Annotated in this window: 20 protein-coding genes; 11 read left to right on the forward strand and 9 right to left on the reverse strand. The window is 43.0% G+C overall.

The genetic code is table 11. The annotated features are described in order from the left end of the window. Positions 1-155: 155 nt before the first annotated feature. Entirely contained in the window at positions 156-452 is a 297-nt protein-coding gene (locus ACTQ16_RS07930) for a nucleotidyltransferase family protein (RefSeq protein ID WP_441936889.1), read from the forward strand. A gap of 22 nt (positions 453-474) precedes the next feature. Then, positions 475-783 (forward strand): HepT-like ribonuclease domain-containing protein, encoded by a 309-nt coding sequence (locus tag ACTQ16_RS07935; protein ID WP_441936891.1) that lies wholly within the window; start codon positions 475-477, stop codon positions 781-783. An 89-nt stretch (positions 784-872) separates the two neighbouring features. Here ACTQ16_RS07935 and ACTQ16_RS07940 read toward each other — a convergent pair whose 3' ends face one another. From ACTQ16_RS07940 to ACTQ16_RS07955, 4 genes are all read right to left on the reverse strand, one after another. Then, complete coding sequence (locus ACTQ16_RS07940; RefSeq protein ID WP_441936893.1) at positions 873-2,432, reverse strand: hypothetical protein; 1,560 nt, start codon at positions 2,430-2,432, stop codon at positions 873-875. Between the two features lie 16 nt (positions 2,433-2,448). After that, positions 2,449-5,037 (reverse strand): outer membrane beta-barrel protein, encoded by a 2,589-nt coding sequence (locus ACTQ16_RS07945; RefSeq protein ID WP_441936895.1) that lies wholly within the window; start codon positions 5,035-5,037, stop codon positions 2,449-2,451. A gap of 1 nt (position 5,038) precedes the next feature. Continuing rightward, complete coding sequence (locus ACTQ16_RS07950) at positions 5,039-5,800, reverse strand: DUF4974 domain-containing protein (RefSeq protein ID WP_441936897.1); 762 nt, start codon at positions 5,798-5,800, stop codon at positions 5,039-5,041. A gap of 160 nt (positions 5,801-5,960) precedes the next feature. Continuing rightward, on the reverse strand, positions 5,961-6,449 hold the full coding sequence (locus tag ACTQ16_RS07955) for an RNA polymerase sigma factor (RefSeq protein WP_441936899.1): 489 nt from the start codon (positions 6,447-6,449) through the stop codon (positions 5,961-5,963). 239 nt (positions 6,450-6,688) lie between these two features. On the opposite strand from ACTQ16_RS07955, the gene ACTQ16_RS07960 reads away from it, so the two are divergent. Together ACTQ16_RS07960 and ACTQ16_RS07965 are read left to right on the forward strand one after the other, a co-directional pair. Then, positions 6,689-7,177: a hypothetical protein gene (locus ACTQ16_RS07960; RefSeq protein WP_441936901.1), complete on the forward strand. Its 489-nt coding sequence runs from the start codon at positions 6,689-6,691 to the stop codon at positions 7,175-7,177. Continuing rightward, positions 7,164-7,451 carry a helix-turn-helix domain-containing protein gene (locus tag ACTQ16_RS07965; RefSeq protein ID WP_441936902.1) on the forward strand — a complete coding sequence of 96 codons (288 nt, stop codon included), beginning with the start codon at positions 7,164-7,166 and terminating at the stop codon, positions 7,449-7,451. Before ACTQ16_RS07960 ends, ACTQ16_RS07965 begins: the two co-directional genes overlap by 14 nt. Before the next feature lie 104 nt (positions 7,452-7,555). Here ACTQ16_RS07965 and ACTQ16_RS07970 read toward each other — a convergent pair whose 3' ends face one another. Genes ACTQ16_RS07970 through ACTQ16_RS07980 form a run of 3 tightly spaced genes read right to left on the reverse strand, consistent with a single transcriptional unit; the run spans position 7,556 to position 11,339 of the window. Further along, complete coding sequence (locus ACTQ16_RS07970; RefSeq protein ID WP_441936903.1) at positions 7,556-10,138, reverse strand: TonB-dependent receptor domain-containing protein; 2,583 nt, start codon at positions 10,136-10,138, stop codon at positions 7,556-7,558. A gap of 17 nt (positions 10,139-10,155) precedes the next feature. Next, the gene (locus ACTQ16_RS07975; RefSeq protein WP_441936904.1) at positions 10,156-10,863 is read right to left on the reverse strand and encodes a DUF4974 domain-containing protein; all 708 of its coding nucleotides are present in this window, start codon (positions 10,861-10,863) and stop codon (positions 10,156-10,158) included. Then, positions 10,860-11,339: a sigma-70 family RNA polymerase sigma factor gene (locus ACTQ16_RS07980; RefSeq protein ID WP_441218911.1), complete on the reverse strand. Its 480-nt coding sequence runs from the start codon at positions 11,337-11,339 to the stop codon at positions 10,860-10,862. The genes ACTQ16_RS07975 and ACTQ16_RS07980 overlap by 4 nt, the downstream gene beginning before the upstream one ends. 298 nt (positions 11,340-11,637) lie before the next feature. On the opposite strand from ACTQ16_RS07980, the gene ACTQ16_RS07985 reads away from it, so the two are divergent. The 3 genes from ACTQ16_RS07985 to ACTQ16_RS07995 are packed head-to-tail and all read left to right on the forward strand — an operon-like array spanning position 11,638 to position 14,259. Next, positions 11,638-12,405 carry a radical SAM protein gene (locus tag ACTQ16_RS07985; protein ID WP_295347878.1) on the forward strand — a complete coding sequence of 256 codons (768 nt, stop codon included), beginning with the start codon at positions 11,638-11,640 and terminating at the stop codon, positions 12,403-12,405. A gap of 45 nt (positions 12,406-12,450) precedes the next feature. Further along, positions 12,451-13,272: a bifunctional hydroxymethylpyrimidine kinase/phosphomethylpyrimidine kinase gene (locus tag ACTQ16_RS07990; RefSeq protein ID WP_441936906.1), complete on the forward strand. Its 822-nt coding sequence runs from the start codon at positions 12,451-12,453 to the stop codon at positions 13,270-13,272. A 48-nt stretch (positions 13,273-13,320) separates the two neighbouring features. After that, positions 13,321-14,259 (forward strand): DMT family transporter, encoded by a 939-nt coding sequence (locus ACTQ16_RS07995; protein ID WP_441936907.1) that lies wholly within the window; start codon positions 13,321-13,323, stop codon positions 14,257-14,259. A gap of 44 nt (positions 14,260-14,303) precedes the next feature. Here ACTQ16_RS07995 and ACTQ16_RS08000 read toward each other — a convergent pair whose 3' ends face one another. Next, positions 14,304-16,400: a hypothetical protein gene (locus tag ACTQ16_RS08000; RefSeq protein WP_295347892.1), complete on the reverse strand. Its 2,097-nt coding sequence runs from the start codon at positions 16,398-16,400 to the stop codon at positions 14,304-14,306. Between the two features lie 203 nt (positions 16,401-16,603). On the opposite strand from ACTQ16_RS08000, the gene ACTQ16_RS08005 reads away from it, so the two are divergent. Together ACTQ16_RS08005 and ACTQ16_RS08010 are read left to right on the forward strand one after the other, a co-directional pair. Further along, a complete protein-coding gene (locus ACTQ16_RS08005; RefSeq protein WP_441936909.1) occupies positions 16,604-17,377 on the forward strand; it encodes a winged helix-turn-helix domain-containing protein in 774 nt (257 codons plus the stop codon). Positions 17,378-17,470: 93 nt separating this feature from the next. Continuing rightward, the gene (locus ACTQ16_RS08010; RefSeq protein WP_441936910.1) at positions 17,471-18,028 is read left to right on the forward strand and encodes a hypothetical protein; all 558 of its coding nucleotides are present in this window, start codon (positions 17,471-17,473) and stop codon (positions 18,026-18,028) included. Positions 18,029-18,153: 125 nt separating this feature from the next. Here ACTQ16_RS08010 and ACTQ16_RS08015 read toward each other — a convergent pair whose 3' ends face one another. Beyond that, entirely contained in the window at positions 18,154-18,687 is a 534-nt protein-coding gene (locus ACTQ16_RS08015; protein WP_441936912.1) for a hypothetical protein, read from the reverse strand. Positions 18,688-19,139: 452 nt separating this feature from the next. On the opposite strand from ACTQ16_RS08015, the gene ACTQ16_RS08020 reads away from it, so the two are divergent. Next, positions 19,140-19,661, forward strand: coding sequence for a ferritin (locus ACTQ16_RS08020; protein WP_134843744.1), 522 nt, complete (start codon positions 19,140-19,142; stop codon positions 19,659-19,661). A 213-nt stretch (positions 19,662-19,874) separates the two neighbouring features. Continuing rightward, the gene (locus ACTQ16_RS08025) at positions 19,875-20,195 is read left to right on the forward strand and encodes a nucleotidyltransferase domain-containing protein (RefSeq protein ID WP_441933338.1); all 321 of its coding nucleotides are present in this window, start codon (positions 19,875-19,877) and stop codon (positions 20,193-20,195) included. Positions 20,196-20,390: the final 195 nt, after the last annotated feature.

The raw sequence follows: 20,390 nt of genomic DNA on the forward strand, positions 1-20,390 counted from the left end.
TTTCTTATTATCTATACAGTTGAGCCAAGCGAAAAACTAAGCAAAACATAGATTATTTTCGGAAAACCTATGCAAAGGTAATAAAAAACTAGAAAAAAGCTTGCTCTTTCGAATAAAAAGTGTATCTTTGCACCAAGAAACAACATCATTATATTATGGGTAAACGAGCCATCATAGAAGCTTTACGCCATTATTTCAGCACCCAACCCGTACTGAAAGCCTGGCTGTTCGGTTCTTTCTCCAGAGGGGAAGAAACGAAGGATAGCGATGTCGATATTATGGTTTCTTTGGACAAGAGTAAACCTATAGGTTTAAAATTCTTCGGCATGTGGAGTGATTTGGAAGAACTCTTAGGAAGAAAAGTTGATTTGGTCTCAAAAGGAAACTTACTTCCTTTTGCACAGGAATCAGTAGAACGTGATAAAATCTTAGTATATATGAGAACGAAGTAGAGATAAAAACCGCCTAGAGCACATGCTCCAGGCGATAGAAAGAATCTGCCGATATACAAAAAGTAAAAACTTTGAGGATTTTATCGCAGACGACATGATGTATTACGCAGTAGTCAAGAACATCGAAATTCTTGGAGAAGCATCGAATATGCTAACTGAAGAATTTCGGCAAGCGCATCCTAAGACTCCTTGGAAACAAGTGAACGGCATGAGGAACTATATCGTTCATGAATATTTCCAAGTTGATAACAACGTTGTTTGGGATGTGATTACAAACGACCTTCCGATATTAGAGCAACAAATAAAGGAGTATCTAACTGAAGAAAAATAAAAACATCGGTCAAGCAAAGAGCAAGCCAATATGGTTTTGCCTTCGCTTGATCGATTGTCATATATTCATTGTTGTATTAAGAGAGAAATCTATTTAATCGGCTCAGCATGGATACAATAGTAACTCTTTAAGGGATTTTCCTTATTCTTTTTCAAGATTAAAGCAACTAAACATCCCCCATAATCAGAGTTCCATTGCACAGGCGTATAGCCCTTCCAATACATCACAAGGTCTGCATCGGATGGCAAAGCCTTGAAACGATTGCGGTACTTCTCTCTGTTCGAATCATCTACCACAACACCCTTGCCATACTGACCATAATACATATCCATCAGATCAACCAGCATCCTCTTTTGCTCAGACAACACAGCCTCATGCTTCTTCATGCTTTCCGGATTCTCAGAATCCAACAGCACCCCTGATACAATGTATTTCAACTCAGAATATGGCTTTTCCGGAAAATCAGGAGAATAACGAGGAGAGACTATCCGGAACCGCTTGCTTTGGTCGAAGATGCAATACAAATCATAGTCATCATTAGATGGATTCAGCAAATCAGAAGAACCGAAATCGTAACCCATGAAACCATTATTATAGATATTGAGATAGATGCCGGAAGAATAAACCACACGTCCACCCCTATAGCCATCAGCAACAATCAATGTTCTATCTTCCTCCGTCATAGAAGTATTACGGCTGATCTGAAAAAGATAAGTGCTAAGGTTGATTGACACAGCATAACAATTGTTCTCATTTCTGAGACTCACTACCCTATCTGGCATTCCCTTACATGACCATACAATGGAATCATAATAATGATAATAAGGGTTAGCTGATGAGTTATTGTTCAGATAATCTGTCAAATCCAAACTCAAAAGTCTGAATGACTGAAATTTACTATGTCCATCAAATCCATGGGAATCCTTAGAATTGGCATATACACACCGAATATAATAACGGCAATCATCCGGTACTTTTTCAGTTTCATTTGGCTTGTCTTCTTCATCACTCTTATCAATAGTATAAGTATTCTGCACATCAATCAGTTCTAATGAAGATAAACGCTGATATACCACCAAGCCATAAACAGCTTTTTCCTGATTGTCAGCTACTGTCACCGAACCAATCTTCTCCATCACATACAGGTAAGCTTCATCTTCATGAAACTTCACATCCAGGATTTGCATATAATCATCTACCTTACCAGCCTTATTCGTTTTGATGACAATGCCCGTCGCATCATCATACGACCAATCCTGCTTCTTGAAACAGAATGTACGTGTATCCTCATCACGATAATAAGTCATCAACTGATTCTCAGATAAGAATTCATAGACCTTCGGACTATAATCCTTGATGCCTTCACGATAATCAGTTTTCGCAAGTTTACCGTTTTCCTTCATCTGATAGATGCCGACAGGTTGCCAGCCATAACTTACAAGCCAAGAATTCAGAACATTCCTATCTATATCACAGACAGGAGCCTTTCCATCTAAGATGCAATACCCGTCCTGATTTAAAACAAAAGACTGGTTGAACAGTTCCTTATCATTCCAAGGAAGGCTGTCCAACTTATCATCATCACTACTACAGCCAGTTAGCATACAGATGCCAACCACCATGAATATCATCCATAAACAACGCTTCATATACTTTCTGTTTTTTTTATAATCTGTTCTTTTCTGCATTACCAGCACCCGTACCCTTGTACTTGCTTCTACTAACATTAAACTTATAGCTGAATGAGCACATGAACATTCGGGTATCCGTATATTTTCTGGTATAGATATCGCTGGTACCATATACCAATCTTGTGGAATTGCGCATCGTCGCAAAGAGGTCATTGCCCGCCAAAATGACATTCAGGCGGTCGTGAAGAAAACTTCTACGCAAAGAGACGTCCACTCCTCCTTGTGCCATATAAAGCGGAAGCGCAGAATGGCCCTGCGTGTTCCAACTCATATCAAGATTAAGCGTCCAACCGCATGGTAACGAAAACGCATTAACGAAAGAGCCGATGAATATCGGTTTGCTGTACGCCTTACCACCAATGGTCAGGAACTGCTTTCTAATACCAGCGTCCAACGTAGGATGCCACCATCCTATCGTCGGCGATGCTGTCAGTCCCACGTAACAAACCTGAGTATGATTCAAATTACGAAAGGTGTACATACTGATTAACTCATTGTCATGATACGGTTCTATCACCTGATAGCAAGGATCTACAAGATAACGCCAGTTGGCAAAAAACTGGAACCATTTATATCCCAGATTAATCCCTATGCCATGTTCGAAGGTTGGCTTGAGCAATGGATTTCCACCCTGATAATAATAGCGACTATTATATTGCACATTACTACTTAACTGACTATAGGAAGGACGACTCACCGTCACCTTATAAACCATATTCATTTTCACATTCCCGATAGGAAAGGTCAAGGACACATTCGGAAAGAAATGGTCGTATTTACGACTCTGGTCGGGTACGAAATAATCCTTATTCTCCTCGCTCCAATAATCACCACCTGTATTATAGTAATTGGAAGAAACATGTTCGTATCTGAGGCCAGCATTCAGTTCTACCTTGTTTAGTCTCAATCCATAAGAAACAAAGGCTGCAAGATTACTTTCCTTCACCTGATCGTCCGTCTTGCCTGGCAAGTCAGTTCCCTGTTCATCTATAGTATAAAGATTGGCACGGCAACTTTCGGTAAACTCATTACCAACCTTCAGAGTACCTTTCCATACCGGAAAGCTCAGTACCAGCTTAGATGCATGCATCCAACTATCAGCCGTGAAATCAGATTCTATCGTACGAGAATCTCCGCCCTCCATTCCTGTTTCTTCAGAATATTGAGTCTGTCCTGTTTTACGAAGATATATTTCCCCATTCCATTCTATGCTCACCTTTCCTATCTGTCCGGCATAATAAGCCGTAATATCCTGCGTAGGTCGGCTTTTGAAACGACAATACATATCATTTATATAGCTTTCTGTCTTGGAGCCATTCTTCCAGACATCCATCAGCGAATTCCATCCACCCCGACTATAAGGATTGATGTTCACCTCGTAAGTGGCACCCACAGAATGCCTATCATTGAAAACATAATTAAAACCAAGACTTCCACTGGTATAGTAACTCTTGTTTTTGATAATCAAATCTTCGTCGATGCTCATGAGCGTCTTGCCGTAGAGTCTGTTATCATTATGCTGATCCTGATAGCCCTGAGACAAACCGCCATACAAATTGGAGAAGATATCCAATCCCCGATAGCGATAGTTCAAATCGAGTACTTCACGATGATTGTCCTGATGATTGCGCTGATAGACCTGCCGATAAGTCAATCCCAAACCTTCTCCCTTTTTTCTTGTCGTCTTGATTCTGATGACAGACTGATAGGTTGCATCGTATTCAGCACCCGGCTCGGTTATCACCTCTACATGTTTGATGTCAGAAGAACTCAATCTATCGAGGTCAATGGTTCCCTTGATTTTCTTGTTATCGATATAAATCAAAGGTTTACCTTTGCCCAAGACTTCTATATCACCGTTCTTCTGCATCACTCTCGGAAGATGCTTCAACACATCTTCTGCCGAGCCCATTTTCTCCAAGGAGGTTCCTTCTACCTGAGCCACCAATCCTTCAGAAGTCATTCTGAAAGGCTGTCGATGTCCTTTCACTACAATTTTCTGCAGGTTTATTGTTGCCTCCTTCAGAGTTATTGTCCCTATCTTACCTATATTAAAGGTATTGCTTGCCGTAATATAGCCCACGCAACTTACTCTTACTATCGCCTTTCTCGCCTCGCAGGGAATCACGAACTGGCCGTTCTCATTCGTCACGCCGCCATTAATCAAAGAAGAGTCACGGACATTCAGCAGGGCTACATTGGCGAAATCTACAGGGCGTTTCTTATTGTCGATGATGCGGCCTATCATCTTGGTGGGAGTCTTCTGCGTACACTCCACAAAGATGTTCTCGCCATCTATCGTCATCTTCATCGGATAGAAGCCCATGATCTGGCGGATGGCATCCGGAGCTGTTCGCTTCACAATACTCGTTGTAACCGTGAAATCCTCCAGTTCATCATACATAAAGTTGATACGATAATCCTTGGTGCTCTTGGCAAGGATGGTGAGCGCTTCTGACATAGAAGTGTTGCGGAAGCTGCGGGTGATGCGTTGGGCATAGATGGTCTGAAGAGAAAGGCTCATCAGACCTGCCAGCAGCATGATATATCTTAATCTTTTCATCTTATTCCACGATTAAAGTTTGACCTTCATGACGAATATTCACTTTCTCGAAATGATTCAACAGTTCGATGATATCATCCAGACTCATGTTCTTCTCCAGTTGCAGGAAGAGACGGATATGGCGAGCCGACTCGTTCTGATAAGTTACCTGGAGATTGAAATGCCCGGCAATAGGAGTCAGGATATTCTGAAGCTCAGCGTTTTCGTAAACCAATGGGAGCTGGGCAAGACTTGCAGAATCTGCCTTTTCTTCTATGTTGGATTTCTGAGGAGCAGAAACCTGCTGGATAGAATCCTTTTGGGATGCCACGAGTTCGGTATTGTTCTTTTCTGATGCCTGATGAGAACGGGTTACCAGATGAATAGCAGCAAAAGTGATGCCGGAGACGACAAGGACGGCTGCAACGGCAGCCACCTTTCTCATCGGGCTCCAGAGAGGAAGCAGCTTGGCGGTTTGCTGGGTTTCTGCATTCTGACTCATCTCTTCTTTCTGCTGCTTTTCTTTCAGCTTCATCTCATCTTTCAGCTTCTCCCATTCTGCATCAATCGAAGGCATCTTCATCTTTTCCTTCGACTTGGCGAAATCCAGAGACTGTCGGGTCTCTACCAACTGCTGATAGAGTTCGTTCACTTCCTCATCGCCCAGAAGTTCATCCTTTTGGGTTTCGGAATACTTTTCTGGATGCTCCAGGAGATCGAGGAGCATATCCCATTTCTGAGAATCCATCTTCTGAGGATTTATGTCAGATAATTCATGTTTCATTTTCTTTTCTTTCTTCATTTTAGGGTTATTGTATAAGCGGATTGTAAATCCGCAAAATAAAGAGGTCGAACCTTTTTTAACGACGGATTGCAAATCCGTCGGAACACCTGGCGGAAGACTTTCTTGCGGCAAAGACTATCTTGTCGGAACGACTGGCGGATTATTTGCCTTTCAACTTTTCTCTGAGCGTTCGCAAACCTTTTACGATATGCTTGTTCACTGCCGAGACACTGATGCCCAGCTTCTCCGCCGTATTCTTATACGACATTCCTTCCCGATAGCACAATCGGATGACGGAAGCAGTCTGGTCGGTCAGGTCATGGTCGATGCAATCCACGGCAGCCAGCCATCGTTCTTCCAGACGAGAAGGTTCTTCCTCCGTCAATTTCTCTTCCGAGAGAGGAAGAAGCCGTTTCAGTCTTTCATCTCTCTTCTTTCTGGCTATGAGATTGATGCAGGCATTCTTCACGCTCCGCATCAGGTAAGCCCGGTCTGGAACCAGCTGTTTATCCCACAATCTGGAGAACACATCACTCACCACATCCCTCGCCTCCTCATTATCATGGAGCAAGGCAAAGGCGAAGCGATACATCTGCTCGTAATGGTCGTGGAACAGCCGTTCCATCCGCTGTTCATTTTCTTCTGTCATCACGTCATTTTCTTCTTGTTTCTACTCTTATATACAAGCTTTTCTGAAATCAATTACCCCTAAAATGAAGAAATCTTCTATTTTTTTGAAAAACCTATGCAAAGATAATCCTAATTTCATTATAAGACTAATAAATTATAGTTAAAAAACATATCTTCTCTTCATTTTTAAGTTAATTTATAAACAACTTAAAGAAGATTGTATTATCTTTGCAACGAAATAACTTAAAAGTTAAGCTTATGGAACAGAAGTACAACATAGAGCTTATAGAAGAGTATGAAGATATAAACTTCTATAGTATTCATCTTGAAGGAGAAGAACTCTCTGAATTTGAAAATTTCTTTGAGAAATTTCCAGAAGGATGTTCTTACGATGAAGAAATAGATGTTGTCATTTCATGGTTGGACAAAATCTCCGAACGAGGAGCTTTGGAACGTTATTTCCGTCCGGAAGGCCACTATGGAGATGGTGTTGGAGTTATCCCAATAGATATTGGTAACAAGATTCAACTCTACTGTATCAGATTATCTAACAATATTCTGATTTTCGGAAACGGAGGAGTCAAAGATGCTAAAAGTTGGCAACAAAGTACAACACTAGCTCCCTATGTAAAACTCTTGATAGATACAAGTCGTTTCATTCAATCGAGAATTAAAGATGGAACAATTGTATTAGTTGACAAAGAAATAATTGGAAATTTAAACTTTACAAGAAATGAAAAGAAGTAAGATTTTAGAAGAACGCCGCAAACATGTTGATCCTGAGATTCGCAAGTCTGTAGATTTGTCTTTCCAAATCGTAGATAGGATACATGACATTCTGGTTTCTAAAGGGATGAAGCAGAAAGACCTAGCCATTCTACTCGGAAAACGGGAAGCGGAAATAAGCAAATGGATGCGGGGAACACATAATTTTACAATAGACACTCTTGTATCTATTGAGGATGCTCTCCAAGCTCCTATATTAAATGTCGTCCATCAGGATTTAGAAATATGTGTATGATTTTTTTATCGGTCAAGCAAAGAGCAAGCCAATATGTTTTTGCCTTCGCTTGACCGATTGTCATATATTCATTGTTTATTAAGAGAGTTTCTTCCTAACAAAAACTACAAGCGGCTCTTTTCTTCATTACCAGCTCCAGTACCCTTGTACTTGCTGCGCTTGGCATTGAAATTATACGTAACCTGCAGGGAGATGCTACGAGTATAGTTGTAGCAGTCTTTCATGGTACCCGAACCCTGTCCATACATCGTCCAACGTTCCTTTGTAGTCTTGAAGATGTCATTTGCAGAAAGATAAATGATCCATGTGCGATTGGCAAACGACTTGTCGAACCGCAGATCGACGCTGTAATTACTCTTCATCATAAGAAATCCATCTGCATTGGGTGTTGCTGCATTCAGGCTGATAGCCGCGTTCATCGTTTCTGAAAGAGCAAAATTATTGTCGAGCGAGCACAACAGCAAAGGTCTGCTTAATGCCTTGCTGGCGCCATACTTCCTGGTATCGAAAAACTGCTGGTTATAATAGAATCCCCACGTAGGACGGAAGATGCCAAGCTTTGGCGAAACATTGACAGAAGCATAAAGCAGCTGCTTATGGTCGAAATTCAACGACGTACTATAAGCAAATTCCTTTCCAGGATAGATATACTTGGTCCACTCTATCACATCCTTCAGGTATTTATAACCTGCGGAAACATTCAGCCATTTATATATCATCATTGCCTCAGCATTGAACACCTTCTCCGGTTGCAAGGTAGGATTTCCGCCTTCATAAAGGAAACGGTTGTCAAACTGCATGAAGTTGCCCAACTGTCGATAACTTGGACGACTTATTTTCTCGTTAACATTCAACTGCCAATTCCAGTTACCTTTGTTCCATGATATGCTGAGGTTAGGAAAGAAGTTGCTGTATCTTCTGCTCACATCATCCTGCTTGACTCCACCAGAGAAATAGTCGCGAATGATATTCTCGTAGCGCATACCCAAACCAATGGTCCACTTGCTGAGGGACAGTTCATATTGTGCAAAGCCAGCAACATTTCTTTCATGGATATCCGTCTCTGTAGATGGCACCAACTGCTCTTCGTTCAGGAACGTTCCATGAGAGTCGGTCTTCGACAGCTCTGTTCCTACAGACATATTTCCTTTCCACAGAGGAATATTCACAACCAACTTGCCTGCCCACATATCGCTATTCTGACGATTGCTTGAGTGTACCTCCTGATTGCCCAACTCCTTGCTGCTTTCAATACTCTCATCACTACGTCTGTCATTAACCGCATAGTATGTGGCATTGAAATCGATGCCTACCTGCCCTATCTTTCCCACATAATAGATGTCCGCCTGATGTGAACCGAGATGAGGTTTTATAACCCCATTCTGCTGAATGCTACCCTGTGCCACACCGTTCAGAAACACATCCTGTTGGCTTGCACTATTCGTCCTGCCATTCAACATGCCATAGTAGCGATAAGAGCCACCAATGGAATTGCTGTCGTTGAGTGAATAGTCGGCTGAGAGATATTCCGACAAGAAGCGGTTGTTAGTATCCGAATGAATATGTTGGTCGTTGTGATAATGCTTGTCGGGCAAATTGATATCGGTGTTCAGAAGATTATCCTCACCAATATGATAGCCCCTCATCCATAAACTATTGGCTATCTCGAATTTCTTGGTCTGATACCGGGCGCTGACAAGCTCGTAATCCGACATCCATTTGTTGTATTTCCCAAAAGCATCCGCGCGTAAACTGAACCCATTGGCATGGCGCTCTTTGGTACGGATACGAATTACCGATTCCACCTCGGCATCATATTCTGAACCTGGACTTGTAATCACGGAAATCGACTTGATATTGTCGGGAGTGATGTTTACAATCTCATTATTGTCATTCACTCGCTTGTTGTTGATATAGACAATCGGTGTGCCTTTTCCAAACACGGATATCTTTTGTCCATCAACAGAGACACGGGGCAACAGGTTCAGGACATCAAAAGTGTTTGCCATCTTAGAAAGCAAGGTATGCTCTACGGCAACCTCCACTCCTCCAGGCGACATTTTATACTGAGGTCTTTCACCCTTCACTACAACTCCCTTGATAATCATCGTTTCAGGCTGCAATTTGATGATTCCCATTTCCGGATTGCCGTATATACGGTTGATTGTCTTATAACCAACGTATGTAATACGGGCTAAGACTTTCCGGGAATTACAAGGAATGACAAAACTTCCATTCTCATTACTCACACCATGTCCTACGATCGTAGAATCAATGGGCGACAACAAGGTTATATTTGCATATTCGGCAGCATTGCCACTCTCATCTATAATACGTCCCTTATAACGAAGTGTTGTCTTCTGCATACACTCCACCATGATATTATCCTCCACCTGCGTCATCCTGATGGGATAGAATCCTATCAGCTGCATGATGGCATCTGGAACACTCTGGTTTCTGATGCTCTTGGTTACCCTGAAATCCTCCAGTTCATCATACACGAAGTTGATGGTGTACTTATGCTGGCGGGCATTCAAATCCTTCAACGCCGCAGAGAACGACACATTATTATATTGTCGGGTAATGCGCTGGGCATAAGACTGCTGAACCCCAAACAGCAGGAAGAGAAGAAGAAGCTCTCTGATAAGCTTGCCGCTAACGGGCATTGGTTTCCAAAAATCTCTCATAAATATATCCTCCTATCTTATTTCACCAACAATGTACCGTCAATATACTCTATCTGTATGCGGTCGAAAGCATTCAAAATCTCCAGGTTCTGCTCCAAAGTCTTCGTCTTGTTCCAGTTGAAGAAGAGACGGATGTGCTGGGCACCGGCATCCACATACTCCACCTTGACATGATAGAAACCGGATAGCTGAGCCAGGATGGTTCCCAATTCAGCATCATCAAACACCACCGGCTTCATATCAAGCGAATCCTTGTTCTCTGCTGTTGCAGCACGAAGACTGTCGTTCGTCAGCGCCTGGGTTGTTGCCAGCTGTTCTGTCGCAGCCTTGTTATCCGCTGTCTGATCAGAAGCCGGGAACCCCAACCAGCCATTGTGAATCGCAGCCAAGGCTACCCCCGAAAGGAAGATGATGCCGACGATGGATGCAGCAATCTTCATCCGGTTACGATAAGCACCCTTGGATTTGCCGGCATCTATCGACATCTTATCCTCGTGATGAGCCTGAACAAACTCCTTCCAAGCCTCATCCACATCCACCTCCTTCGGATTGGCTTTCTTGCCAGCCATTCTCGCCATCGCCAGTTCATGGAAGAACTCCTTCACTTCCTCATCGGCAAGCAGGTGCTCCACCTGCTCGTCGGTATATTTCTCGGGATGCTCCTGCATGTCAAAGAGCATCATCCGCTTTTCTTCTTTACTCATGTTTGTCATTGTCTTGCTCATTTAAATTGTTCCTTAATCCAGTCCATCGCCTTCGAGAGATGATTGAATACCGTCACCTTGCTCACTCCCACTTCATCAGCCACCTCCTGATAAGATTTCTCCTGAAGATAGCGCAGACGGAAAATGAGTTGCCGGATAGGCGGTTCCAGGTCTTCGATGAGAAGCATCAGCCGGTCGAGCCGTTCATCGGTCTCTTCTGAGAGAATCACGTCGGCATCATCCAGCAGCAGCTTCGCCACCCTTTCCTTCATGCTCTTATGAGCTATCAGGTTGAGACAGCGGTTGCGTACGCTCCGCATCAAGTAACCATCCTCACTCCCAGGCACCAGAACCACATCATCGGCAAGAATCTGGGCGAATACTTCACTCACCACATCCTTGCTCTCGTCATCATCCGAAAGAATGCATCTGGCCAGATTGTACATCTTCACATAATGCTGACGGAATAACTGTTCTATGTCCTTTTTTCTGTTCATATACTATCTATACAGTTGAGCCAAGCGAAAAACTAAGCAAAACATCAACTTTTTTGTTTTTTCCTTTAAATCCGAACCGAAATCACCAAGATTCTCCCCGGATTGGAATGCAAAAGTACACAATCTATCAGAGATAAAAGACAAATGGTAAGGATAAATCGATTTTCAGTTGATTTATTTGTTCATTCCAACATTTTTTAGTACTTTTGCCCACCAAATTACGAACAAGTAAATAAGATTGGTATAAAAATAGGTATTACCAAAGTAAAGAATAGATTAGATAAAGGAGAATAAGATTATGTCAACGATTATTTATCCATCACCGATATTCGGTCCGGTAAACTCCCGCCGTCTGGGAGTTTCACTGGGCATCAACCTCATGCCATCTGATGGCAAGGTCTGCTCATTCGACTGCGTTTATTGCGAATGCGGATTCAACGCCGACTTCCGTCCTAAGAAGAAGCGCCCTACCCGCGAGGAGGTAAGAGAAGGATTGGAGAAGGTTCTGAAAGAGCGCCACGACAACAACCAGCCTCTGGACGACATTACCTTCGCAGGAAACGGTGAACCTACGGGACACCCAGACTTCAAGGGAATCGTGGAAGATACGATGGAACTCTGCAAGAAATATTTCCCTGAAGCACAAGTATCCGTACTCAGCAACGCCACCTATATATATAAGGAGGAAGTGAGAGAGGCGCTGATGCTCGTGGATAACAACATCCTGAAACTGGATACCGTGGATATGGATTACATCAAGAAGCTGGACCGCCCTCAGCAGCCTAACTACGACGTGAAGGATGTGATCAAATATCTGAAGATGTTCAAGGGGCACGTCATCATCCAGACCATGTTCCTGAGAGGTGACGGTTTGGACAATACCAGCGAGCATTTCGTAGCTCCTTGGCTGGAGGCAGTGAAAGACATCCAGCCTCAGCAGGTAATGGTTTATACCATCGCCCGCGAAACACCAGACAAGTTGCTGGAAAAGGCACCAAAGGTAGTTCTCGATGCCATCAAGGACCGTGTAGAGGCACTGGGCATCAAGTGTACAGCCAGCTATTAAGAGATAATCAGGATAAGAAAGAAAAGCAAGTAGAAAAAAGAAAGAATGAAAGCGAAAAGTAATATCCTTGTTATCAGCGATATGTGTGGCTACGGAAAGGTATCTGCCGCAGTTCAGATGCCTATCCTCTCTTATATGGGACTCGACGTGTTCAATCTGCCCACCATGCTCATCAGCAACACCTTCCCATACGGCAAGTATGCCATTCTGGAATGCACTTCGTATATCGAGGAAGCCTTGCAGAAGTGGAATGAACTGGGCATTCACTTCGATGCCATCACCACGGGTTTCATGGCTTCGGAGTGTCAGGCTAAGCTGGTGGCACGTTATTGCAGAGAACAGGCAGCACTGGGCACCGACATCTATGTGGATCCCGTGATGGGCGATTACGGCAAGCTCTATGGTGGAGCCAGTGAGAGTACCGTGAGATGCATGAAGGAGATGCTGAGCGTATCGCATCTCTGTTTTCCCAACTATACCGAGGCTTGCCTGCTGACGGATTCGGAATACAAGGAAGAGGGAATCTCGCAGAAGGAAGCCTATGAACTGATAGATAAACTGAGAGCCATCGGTTCCCACTCCGTGCTCATCACCTCGTGCATCGTAGAGGGTCAGCATGCCGTGGTAGGTTTCAATCATCTTACAGAAGAGTATTTCCTCCTGCCCTACGAAGAAATCCCTGTTCAGTTCCCGGGCACCGGCGACATCTTCTCCAGCATCATCGTGGGCAGACTGAAGGATGGCGATCATCTTCGCCATGCCACCCGCATCGCCATGGATACCCTGCGCAACTGGATAGACATCAACAAGAATGACAAGGACAAGAACCGCGGTATTCCTATAGAAAGACATCTGGGGGACTTGTAGATTGCCATTTAGCAAACACAGAAGCAAGGGAATACCAATTAAATTATAATGGAAAAGAAAGAAACAAATACACTCAGTATATTTCAGCGCCCGGTATGGGTAAGCCTGTTCGCCCTTACGGCTGCTATCTCGTGGGGATGGGCTTACCCATTGATTAAAATGGGAATGGAGGAATATCAGATTACAGCAGACATGACCGGAAGCAAGATGCTTTTTGCAGGCATCCGCTTCTTCATTTCCGGCATCATCATCCTGGCCATCGCCAGAAGCTCGCATCGTAAATTCGGATTCAAAAAGAATGCTGTTCAAGAGAATGTCTGGTTCCTTCTCCTCTATGCACTCCTCAACACCACCCTTCATTATGCTTTCTTCTATTTCGGACTCTCGCATAATGCAGGAGCACGTTCGGCGATACTCAATTCGATGAGCGTCTTCACGGTGGTTATCTTTGCCTGCATCTTCTTCAAGAGCGACAGGATGACGTGGCGAAAGGCATTGGGATGCATCATCGGCTTCCTGGGCATCCTTGCCTTGAACCTTGGCGGAAAGGAAAGCGGAAGTTTCACATTCCTGGGCGATGGTATGATTATCCTCAATGCCCTGTGTGGAGCCAGTGCTTCCCTGCTGACCCGAGGATTGAGCAAGAGGGTGGATGTTTTCGTAGGAACCGGTTATTCGTTGAGCATCGGTGGAGCCTTGCTGGTGATTCCTGCATTGTTAATGGGTGGATATCTGCCAGTCATCAGCTTCTGGGGCATCACCATCCTTCTGCTGCTCATTGCCATCTCAACCATCAGTTTCGCTCTCTACAACAAACTATTGAGCTGCAATCCCGTAGGAAAGGTAGCGATATACAATTCGCTCATCCCCGTAGTAGGAGCCATCACCTCCTGTCTCTGTCTTGGCGAAACCTTCTACTGGAAGTATCTGATAGCAGGCGCATTGGCTACTGCCGGAATTTATATCATCAATAAAGGGAAGAAATAAATTCCGGCTGTTGCCCATGCAACCCATATAGAAAGCAAAGCCAACTATTTCAAGATACCCGTTTCGCGCTCCTCATTGTTGATATTCCGCTGTATCTTACGGTATTCCTTTCCCCGATTGATATTCCAGGCAACACCGATACGGAACAAATTGCCTCCCGAATTGTCATAACCACGAACCTGCTTACGGAGCAAGGCGTTGACGATTTCTGCTGAATAAGATTTCGGATGAGCCATAAACGGATTATGCATATAGAGCGTAAAATCGAAATCACCTATATGATAACTGGCTGAGGCTGCCAATGAAGGAGGATTATGCCCGATGTTCTCTCCCTCCATAAAGTTCCAACCGTTATCAGCATACAGCATCACTGTCCATTTTCCCCAATATCCCTGTAATGTTCCACCATAATTATAAGCGGTATAACAATGACTGTACTCATCGCCCTTATTGAAAAAACGGTAAATACCTGCGTTCACAGATAATATAAGGTGGTCGGGGATAATGTCAAACCGGGTATCATTCGTAAGATACAACATATTACAATGGGGCTGATTCGCCTGGGTATAAAGAAACTGATCATCTTCCGTGCGGGTGTATTTCGCCAAATTACAATGACGATTGATGCGATAATTCAAGGTAAAATCAGTATTTATCCTTGGTTTACTAAAAGAGAATACCACCCAGTTCTCATATCTACTGTTAGGCTTAAGCGAAGGATTACCCACAGTCCATTCCATACTATTCTTTCGAATACGGGTATCCGAAATCATAGCTATCTGCGAAATATGCTGTGATAATTCACTTCCCAAGCGGATCTGAAACGAAGATGTCAAGGAATAAGCCAATGTGAGTTTCGGACGACAAAGCCAAAAGCTAAATTCCTCATCTCCCTGTCGATAAGACTGATTACTCAACCCGAAGCCAGCCACATAAGTTAAACGGGATGTTCCTTCCTTGAATTGTCCCAAACTTCCCTTGATTTGTGCAAAACCATAAATACCCAATGAACGGATACCATTCTCGCTAACCACATCACCCAAATACTGATTATCCATATATTTCCAGTTCAAGTTGGTTCCTGCAGAAAAAGTAAAGGGTTTCAACCGGTTTTCATAGATAGCCTCGGCTATGAGCGAATAGGTCTTTCCATCTACCTGATATTGATAGGGTTCGCCCTCACCTTCATAATAGGCTCCTTTGGTGTGGATATAAGTGCCCAAAACATCTGCCGACAAAGACTGATGCTTGCCCAACTGATGATAGAAATACAAATCGAGAGCAGGAGTAAAATCCCTACCCTTGCTGGTTCTGTAAACAGGATACGCAGGCTTTCCAGATTCAGAAAACCACATCTCATTCGATGTATAAGGCTGATTGCTGAAATCCGTGGTAAGCGTTGTCTGGAATACATATAAGGCAGAATCAGCCAGATTATACTTCAACTGCAATGTATTACCATAATTTTGAGTTGCCCCATTCATGATTTTTCGAGATATCTGATACTCAGAACCATCATGTAGAAGATACTGAGCATCCTCATTATATTCGGATGCCTTATTATCCACATAAGTCTGCTCATATAAAATATTCAATTGACTCTTGCCCCTATTGACGGATGCATAGACATCGTTAGAACCGAGCTTGGTAGTTAGCGCATTGGTCAGGTTGAAGCCCAAACTGCCACCCGATGAAGCCCTGCGGGTATGAATATCTATCACGTATGCAATATTCTTTCCATATCTTACACCAGGGCTATCGATATAATCTACACTCATAATAGAAGCTACATCCAGCATCTGGATGTCATGCATATTGGCGAGAATGCCATTGATACGAATCTGCACTTCTCCTTTATTATCGGTAGCAGAAATGGAACGGCCAGCCTCATCAACCCTGATATGAGGCAAAGCCAACTTTCCCAAAAGCGAAAAGCCAGAAAAAGAACGCTGCTTCTGAATATCGCTTGGGAATATCAACTTGCCATCTTCCTTGTTGACTACTCGTGCCGCCTTCACAACAACCTCTTGCAAGGCTATAGAATCATTCGATACCTTTTGGATCTCCTGGGCACGTATTTCTGCACAAGAGATCAATGCCCACAGCATCACCATAGCTGTTAACAATTTACTTTTCTTCATTGTCATCATATACTTTTCTAAAACTTGTTTTCTGCTGCAAAGGTATCAAAAAGAGAAGACCGAAGCGAAAAATATGGCTGACATGAGTCTGACATTTATCAATTAACGAATATTATATCTAGTTTTATACCATCTTTCATAGAATTTCTGTACTTTTGCATTTGAATCTTTAAACAGTATATCATTTAAACAGAATAGATAATATGAAACTGAAAGCATATCATTCCATCCTCATCTTTGCCATCCTTGTGATGTCTGCGGCATTCTCCAGCGTAAGCAACTACCGCAAGGCACAGTATGCCATTGTACAAGATATGAACAAAGCTTTGGCTCTGACTCTTCAGGAAAATAAATATCAATGGATTACGCCTGATACCATCCAGAGCTACCGCTCACATCTCAGCATCGACCTGCTGAAATCGACCAGTAATCTCTGCTATGTGATGGAAGACAGAAGAAGAGGCAAGAACAATTCCCAACTGGTAAATAGCGCCAACCAGCTCAGCAGCAAAGAGATGCTTCTCAACGAGCATTCTATCCAAAGTTATGCTAACTGTTCGATGGCAGATGTTTTCTGCATGAGCAACCAGCGGACACCTTTGACGCTTACTCTCATGGCTATGATTTGGGCTATTGCATCGTTATACTATCATCTCAGAAAACAACCCTGGAATCATGAGGCTGATATGTTCGGCACCATGTGCTATTCTCAAGACGAGGATTCCTTCTACAATCAGGAAAACGGACAAGCCATCAAGTTTACTCCGATGCAGCACCAGCTGATGCAACTCTTCTTCAACAATACACATCATCAACTCTCCAAACAGGAGATATGTGATGCTCTTTGGCCCAAGAAACCGGATGCCAGCGAAACGCTCTATACCTTGATTCGCCGTATCAAACCGGTGATTGAGCAGAATAGCAACCTCATGATTGAATCGGAAAGAGGCAAGTCTTATCGACTGATTATCAGATAAGTTCAGAAATGTCAGCCAAATGTCATACTTATTATTTGGCAGTTTCCCATCTTCTTCATACCTTTGCAGCTAAAATACAAAAGAAGCAAAGATATGAAGAAGTTTTTTTTGATAGCAGTTGTCTTGCTGATGATGATAAACTTCATCATCAACTATCACCATGAGGTTACGAAAGAGCAGCATACACCGATGGCGGATTTCAAAACCAAGGTAGAGATGGCACCCATGAAGGAATACAATGACCCTGACTTCGGCTACGTTATCAAGTATCCTTGCTTCTTCCAGCAGGAGGATACTTCGGTATCGGGATACCAGGGCTATGCCCGCTTCTCATTCACTAATCATGCCAACATCATCCTGGAGAGTTACGTTACCCCCAACAATAGCAACACCCTCCAGGCTTGTGCAGATTCTCTAGCCCAGAAGCTTCATTCGGAGCGGACGATGCAGGCATCGAATAAGGCATTCATCCTCTCCGGTCCTGTCTATGAAAACGGAGTAAGAGTAGATGGCTACAGTCATTACGATAAATTCATCAAAAGTGGCAGAATACTCTTCGTCTATTCTCTCACCTATCCCGACAGCTACAAGCCAGCCATGCCCCGATTGTTCAAACTCATAGACGACTGGAAGGTTTTAGGGGCATATTAATCAGCCTTGAAGATATCCTCACGAGCCTCTTGGGATTGTATAAAAACAGTTTTCAAAGAAGATAAAAGCACTTGATTATTTGCATATATCAAATAACAATAGTTCGTTAATAATTCAATAATGTGCTAAGCAGCTATACGCTGTAAGCACGAGAGATCTTTGAAAATCTTGCTAATTAAAGTTCGGTTCGGGGTGTACCCACTTGCTTTAAAAATTCGTTTCACCAGATAAATGTTGGTCATCAGTGACTTGAATAAAGACATAGAATATTCCATTCCCATCTCCTTCATAGTTACCTTGGCAACATTAGTGATGTGAACGAAGCATTGAAAGCAAAATTCGATCTGGAACCTGGTTCTATAATAAAGAAGTACCTCTTCACCCGAAAGTGAGGTGTCTGTAGAGAAGAATAGTTTCTTCTTGCCATTCGGCATCTGCCAGATGACAAGTCTAACTTTACACCTGAGTGCCTTGGAATAGGCTATCAAAGTATAAGCTGTTCCTTCTATATCTTTCATCTCCATCTTCTCCATTCGAGTGAGGTCAAGATTCTTCATATCAATCTTGCCATCCTTGGTCTTGGGGCGACCACGTTTTCCAGTACGTGGACCAGCATAGACATAAAAGAGACAAGCATTGTCACGAAAGCGGCTTATCAAAGAGAACCCTTCTTTCTTTATCCCATTAACAAATGTACTTGTAGAGAAGTAAGCATCTGCAACAATGAGGGTTGAGAGTTTGAGAAGTTCCTTGCGGTAACGCTTAATGAGTTACAGAAAATCAGCGACTTGACCAACTTTTTATAGTTAAGTTTTCATAAGCATTTCTTAATATAAGTTATTGATTTACAGACGATTAAATGTTAATTTAACGCAGTATTGCTCTATGGTATTGTTTTATTATAGATAATTAACTCAACTTTCGCGTGTACGAAAGTTGAGTAACCATACTTTCAGAAATTGAATCTTCCAAGATTAAAATTTTCTTAATATTTTTTGTCATTTCAAATAAAAGCCGTAACTTTGCGATGTGCTTGCAAGAAAAGGCAAAGAATTGCCATTCTTCATATATGGTACAAACAAAAAGTCTAACCCATTAAATTTAGAAAACCATGCTAAATAAGAAAGTAGAAGAGGCGCTCAACGCCCAGATTAATGCAGAGATGTGGTCAGCTTACCTATATTTGTCTATGGCGGCATATTGCCATGCCAACGGCAACCCAGGTATGGGTAACTGGTTCCAGGTTCAGTTTCAGGAGGAGCAAGACCATGCCAAGATTATGTTCAATTACATCATCCAGCGTGGCGGTCACGTGGAATTGAAGGCTATAGATGCCGTTCCTACCACATGGGAGAATCCATTGGATGTCTTCGAGTCAACCTTGGCACACGAGCAGAAGGTTACCTCCCTCATCAACAACCTCTTCGCTCTCACTACCCAGGAGAATGACTATGCCACACAGAGCATGCTCAAGTGGTTTGTAGATGAGCAGGTGGAGGAAGAGGAGAACGCCCAGAACATCATCGACAACCTTCGCATGATCAAGGACAACGGCTATGGTCTATACATGCTCGACAAGGAGCTTGGCGCAAGAGTCTATACCCAGGCAGCGCCATTGGCCAACAAGGCGTAAAATGACTGAACTTTCGCATATGGGGAAGTTAAGTGAAGTTAGGGAAGTTAGAAGGAAGTTAAGGGACAAATGTCCTACGTTTTACGCTAGAAGACAATTGTCCCTTAACTTCCCGAACGACCGTAGGGAGTGACAACTTCTTTAACTTCAATCAATTCCCTCACTTGCGAAACTTGAATAAAATGAGTATATAAATTTGCGGTGAAATAGTGAATGATTGCGTATGAAGAAGAACCAAATTATAGAAGCGATGCACAACAATTGTATGAGATAGACCCTCACGCAAAGGCTATCCTTTTCGGTTCTCGCGCCAGAGGTACAGAACACGAAGGAAGCGATTGGGACATTCTTGTTCTTCTCGACAAGCCAAAGGTCACTCTGCAAGATTACGACAAGTATTCCTATCCACTAAGAGAATTAGGATGGGATATTGATGAAACTATCAATCCTGTCCTATTCTCACAAAAAGAATGGGAAGAAAACCGTCATACCTTATTTAATCATAATGTAACAAGGGAAGGGATTGCAATATGATAAAGGGAGTTACAAAAATTACTGCACAACAGCCGCTTTACGAGCGCACAACACGTGGCAGATAACCGCACAACAGCTGATGTGCGATTGCATAACAGCTGTTGTGCGGCTGACGATACTATCTCTTTCGACAACTATTCCTATCTTTTCCAACAACTTATCCTATCTCTTACGACAACTTATCCTATCTTTTCC

Origin of the sequence: Prevotella sp. LCP21S3_D2, assembly GCF_052118345.1 — a bacterium.
Classification (GTDB): Bacteria; Bacteroidota; Bacteroidia; order Bacteroidales; family Bacteroidaceae; genus Prevotella.

What these genes read in the sequence shown, in the direction of transcription:
- ACTQ16_RS07930 (WP_441936889.1), top strand. Translation starts at nt 156, where the DNA reads ATGGGTAAACGAGCCATCATAGAAGCTTTACGCCATTATTTCAGCACC.
- ACTQ16_RS07970 (WP_441936903.1), bottom strand. Translation starts at nt 10,138, where the DNA reads ATGAGAGATTTTTGGAAACCAATGCCCGTTAGCGGCAAGCTTATCAGA.
- ACTQ16_RS08025 (WP_441933338.1), top strand. Translation starts at nt 19,875, where the DNA reads ATGATTGCGTATGAAGAAGAACCAAATTATAGAAGCGATGCACAACAA.
- ACTQ16_RS07975 (WP_441936904.1), bottom strand. Translation starts at nt 10,863, where the DNA reads ATGAGCAAGACAATGACAAACATGAGTAAAGAAGAAAAGCGGATGATG.
- ACTQ16_RS07950 (WP_441936897.1), bottom strand. Translation starts at nt 5,800, where the DNA reads ATGAAACATGAATTATCTGACATAAATCCTCAGAAGATGGATTCTCAG.
- ACTQ16_RS07935 (WP_441936891.1), top strand. Translation starts at nt 475, where the DNA reads ATGCTCCAGGCGATAGAAAGAATCTGCCGATATACAAAAAGTAAAAAC.
- ACTQ16_RS07940 (WP_441936893.1), bottom strand. Translation starts at nt 2,432, where the DNA reads ATGAAGCGTTGTTTATGGATGATATTCATGGTGGTTGGCATCTGTATG.
- ACTQ16_RS07965 (WP_441936902.1), top strand. Translation starts at nt 7,164, where the DNA reads ATGAAAAGAAGTAAGATTTTAGAAGAACGCCGCAAACATGTTGATCCT.
- ACTQ16_RS07995 (WP_441936907.1), top strand. Translation starts at nt 13,321, where the DNA reads ATGGAAAAGAAAGAAACAAATACACTCAGTATATTTCAGCGCCCGGTA.
- ACTQ16_RS08010 (WP_441936910.1), top strand. Translation starts at nt 17,471, where the DNA reads ATGAAGAAGTTTTTTTTGATAGCAGTTGTCTTGCTGATGATGATAAAC.
- ACTQ16_RS07980 (WP_441218911.1), bottom strand. Translation starts at nt 11,339, where the DNA reads ATGAACAGAAAAAAGGACATAGAACAGTTATTCCGTCAGCATTATGTG.
- ACTQ16_RS08020 (WP_134843744.1), top strand. Translation starts at nt 19,140, where the DNA reads ATGCTAAATAAGAAAGTAGAAGAGGCGCTCAACGCCCAGATTAATGCA.
- ACTQ16_RS08000 (WP_295347892.1), bottom strand. Translation starts at nt 16,400, where the DNA reads ATGAAGAAAAGTAAATTGTTAACAGCTATGGTGATGCTGTGGGCATTG.
- ACTQ16_RS07945 (WP_441936895.1), bottom strand. Translation starts at nt 5,037, where the DNA reads ATGAAAAGATTAAGATATATCATGCTGCTGGCAGGTCTGATGAGCCTT.
- ACTQ16_RS07990 (WP_441936906.1), top strand. Translation starts at nt 12,451, where the DNA reads ATGAAAGCGAAAAGTAATATCCTTGTTATCAGCGATATGTGTGGCTAC.
- ACTQ16_RS07960 (WP_441936901.1), top strand. Translation starts at nt 6,689, where the DNA reads ATGGAACAGAAGTACAACATAGAGCTTATAGAAGAGTATGAAGATATA.
- ACTQ16_RS08005 (WP_441936909.1), top strand. Translation starts at nt 16,604, where the DNA reads ATGAAACTGAAAGCATATCATTCCATCCTCATCTTTGCCATCCTTGTG.
- ACTQ16_RS07955 (WP_441936899.1), bottom strand. Translation starts at nt 6,449, where the DNA reads ATGACAGAAGAAAATGAACAGCGGATGGAACGGCTGTTCCACGACCAT.
- ACTQ16_RS07985 (WP_295347878.1), top strand. Translation starts at nt 11,638, where the DNA reads ATGTCAACGATTATTTATCCATCACCGATATTCGGTCCGGTAAACTCC.